We start from the raw sequence: 3509 nt of genomic DNA on the forward strand, positions 1-3509 counted from the left end.
CGGCTAGGCATATCAGGATGACACTTGAACTCGCCACACGCTCCGAACGGCCCCCTCTCCCGCAAGCGGGAGAGGGGGCTGTCCGGCGTGGCCGGGAGGTTCGGCGTCAACCTGTAGGAGCGGGCCCTGCCCGCGATTCGCGCAGGGCGCGCTCCTACATGGGGCTCGGTGTGAGGCTGTCTATTGGATTTCCGCGTTCGCGGCTAGGCGTATCAGGATGACACTGAACTCGCCACACGCTCCGAACGGCCCCCTCTCCCTTCAGGGAGAGGGTTGGGGAGAGGGGCGGAGTTGATCCAAACACTAACGGTGCCCGGGAAGCGCCATTCGCGAGCAAGCTCGCTCCTACGAAGAGCGCCTCGGCACTGCCTGCAAGCCAGTTGCTCCTACAGGACCGATATGAAGCGAAGCGCCACGCGCCACCAGCGACTAACGCTTCGCATCACGCCCCCTACGCCTGGCTGCCATCCTCGGCAGCGGCATACAACCGCTCGGCATCGGCCGCCAGGTACTCCAGCGAGGACCTAAAAGGGGACGCATTTATTTTTCTGCTCTAAAGCTGCCTATGCGGTCAGGCTCGTAGGGCGCATAACCGTTCGCGGTTATCCGCCGGTGGCCTTGGCACAGGGGCCGACGGCGGATAACGCCTGGGGCGTTATGCGCCCTACGGGAAACCCCATTCGCGAGTTCGAGCGTAGCGTTCAGTCCCAGCCACCGGGACAGCCCTTGCACCCCTGCATATTCGTCCCCTGGAAATTCCCGAACCTCGGCTTGCTGCCGCGCAGGTCCGCATCCTCCAGGTTCGCCTCCGCCAGCTTCACCTCCTGCAGGTTCGCATCCCGCAAATCCGCGCCCTTCAGGTCCGCACGGGACAACCAGGTCATTTCCAGGTCCGCCGCGCGCAGGTTGGCCTGGTGCAGTTTGCCGCCGCTCAGGCGGGCGAATTCGAGGTAGGCGGCGGTGAGGTCGGCGCCTTGCCATTGGGCGCTCTGGGCGAACAGGCCCCAGGCCTGGATGGCCACCAGGCTGGCGCCGGAGAGGTCGGCGGCGCGCAGGTTGGTTTGCTGCAGGCTGGCGCGGGTGAGGTTGGCGCCGCGCAGGTTGGCTTTTTCCAGGTTGGCCAGGTCCAGGGTGGCGTGGCGCAGGTCGGCGCCCGACAGGTCCGCGCCGGCGAGGTTCATGCGGGTGAGGTCCTGGCCTTTCAGGTCGGCGCCACGCAGGTCGGCGCCGGGGCATTGGCTGCCGGGCTCTATGCGGCAGTGGGCGATGACGGTGGCGTCGTCGGTGTCGGCGGATTCGTCGTTGGCGTGGGCCAGGCCGGCCAGCAGCAGGGCGGCGAGCAGGGTGGTGGTTTTCATGGCGTTCTCCCGGGGCATGGAAAACCGCGCCCCAGGGGGCGCGGTCGGTGGGCTCAGCGGCTGGCGGTCTTGTTGTCCCAGCTGGGCAGCTTGAACACCCAGAAGGAGCCGCCCTGGGCCACCGGGCGCGTCAGTTCGGCCATGTCGCCGCCCCACAGGGGTACGGCGCCGCCGTAGCCGACGGTCACGCCGATGTACTGCTCGCCGTCCTGTTCCCAGGTGATGGGCGGGGAGACGATGCCGCTGCCGGTCTGGAACTTCCACAGCTCCTTGCCGTTCTTCGCGTCGAAGGCCTTGAGGAAGCCGTCGCCGGTGCCGGTGAACACCAGGTTGCCGGCGGTGGCCAGCACGCCGGCCCACAGCGGCAGGTGCTCCTTGTGCTCCCACACCACCTTGCCGCTGGTGGGGTCCATGGCGCGCAGGCTGCCGACGTGGTCGTCGTACATGCGCTTGATGCGGAAGCCCATGCCCAGGTAGGCGCTGCCCTTGGTGTAGTTGACTTCTTCGGTCCAGTAGTCCTCCTTCCAGTGGTTGGCCGGCACGTAGAACAGGCCGGTGTCCTGGCTGTAGGCCATGGGGTTCCAGTTCTTGCCGCCGAGGAAGGGCGGCGAGACTTCCACCGGCTTGCCGTGCTTCTGCCCCGGTTCCGGCAGCGGCGGGCGCTGGCCTTCGCGTTCCACCGGGCGGCCGGTCTTCAGGTCGATGTGGCTGGCCCAGGTGATGTTGTCGACGAAGGGGAAGGCGTTCTGCAGCTTGCCGTTGCTGCGGTCGACCACGTAGAAGAAGCCGTTGCGGTCGGCGTGGGCGGTGGCCTTGACGATCTTGCCGTCCTTGGCCTTGTAGTCGAACAGCACCAGCTCGTTGTTGCCGGAGAAGTCCCAGGCGTCGTTCGGGGTGTGCTGGTAGAACCATTTCACCTCGCCGGTGCTCGGGTCCACGCCGACCTGGCCGGAGGTGTACAGGCTGTCGTAGTCGTGCGGGTTGCCGCCCTTGGCGGTGCGCGCCCAGGTGTTCCACGGGCCGGGGTTGCCGGCGCCGACGATGATGGTGTTGGTCTCGGCGTCGAAGCTGGCGCTCTGCCAGGGCGCGCCGCCGCCGTGGTTCCAGGACTCGACCTTGCCGGTGGGGGAATTGGGGTCGTCCGGCCAGGACGGCGCCTTGACGTTGCCGGTGACGCTGCTGTCCTTGCCGTTCAGGCGGCCCATGTGGCCTTCGACGAAGGGCCGCATCCAGATTTCCTCGCCGGTGTCCGGGTCGCGGGCGAACAGGCGGCCGACCACGCCGAACTCGTCGCCCGAGCTGCCGTGGATGAGCAGCACCTTGCCGGTCTTGCCGTCCTTCACGAGGGTCGGTGCGCCGGTCATGGTGTAGCCGGCGCCGTGTTCGCCGAACTTCTTCTTCCACACCACCTTGCCGGTGTTCTTGTTCAGTGCCACGACGGAGGCGTCGAGGGTGCCGAAGAAGATCTTGTCGCCGTAGATGGCGGCGCCGCGGTTGACCACGTCGCAGCACGGGCGGATGTCGTCGGGCAGGCGGTGGTTGTAGGTCCACAGGCGCTTGCCGGTCCTGGCGTCGAGGGCGAACAGCCGCGAGTAGGAGGCGGTGACGTAGATCACCCCGTCGCTGACGATGGCCTGGGATTCCTGGCCGCGCTGCTTCTCGTCGCCGAAGGAGTAGGACCAGGCCGGGGTCAGCTTGAACACGTTGTCGGCGTTGACCTGCTTGAGCGGGCTCCAGCGCTGGGCGTTGGTGCCCATGCCGTACTGCAGCACGTCGCCGGTGGTCTTGTGGTCGTTGGCGATGTCGTCCCAGCTGACGTCCTTGGCCAGCGCGGCGCCGCCGGTGCCCAGGGCGATGGCGAGGGTCAGGCTGTGCAGGGCGAGGCGCAGGGGGCCGGCAGAGCTGGGTGAAGAGGCGGGTGAGGTTCTTGTTGTCATCTTCGGGTTCCCGTTTTTTGTGTTGGGTCGAGAAACGGCGGGCCGCTGCTCGGGCCGCGGCGGTTCCATGGTGGGAGCCGGCGGCGGTGGCGGAAACGGAAAAGCTCCCGCATCGGCCGGGACAAGTTCCCGGCCGGGGCATGACTTGGGCTTGCTGCCGAAGGCGCTGGCGCGGCAGCCCTGCGCCCTAGTACGAAGGGAGTAGGCGGGGACA

2 protein-coding genes are annotated in these 3509 nt (G+C 67.5%); both read right to left on the reverse strand.

The window, feature by feature from the left end:
* Nucleotides 1–701: 701 nt before the first annotated feature.
* Nucleotides 702–1358: a pentapeptide repeat-containing protein gene (locus DK254_RS21935; RefSeq protein ID WP_109935458.1), complete on the reverse strand. Its 657-nt coding sequence runs from the start codon at nucleotides 1356–1358 to the stop codon at nucleotides 702–704.
* A 53-nt stretch (nucleotides 1359–1411) separates the two neighbouring features.
* Entirely contained in the window at nucleotides 1412–3295 is a 1884-nt protein-coding gene (gene exaA / locus DK254_RS21940; RefSeq protein WP_109935459.1) for a quinoprotein ethanol dehydrogenase, read from the reverse strand.
* Nucleotides 3296–3509: the final 214 nt, after the last annotated feature.

The sequence above is a fragment of the Pseudomonas sp. RW407 genome (genome assembly GCF_003176655.1).
In the GTDB taxonomy this organism is placed as follows: Bacteria; Pseudomonadota; Gammaproteobacteria; order Pseudomonadales; family Pseudomonadaceae; genus Pseudomonas; species Pseudomonas delhiensis.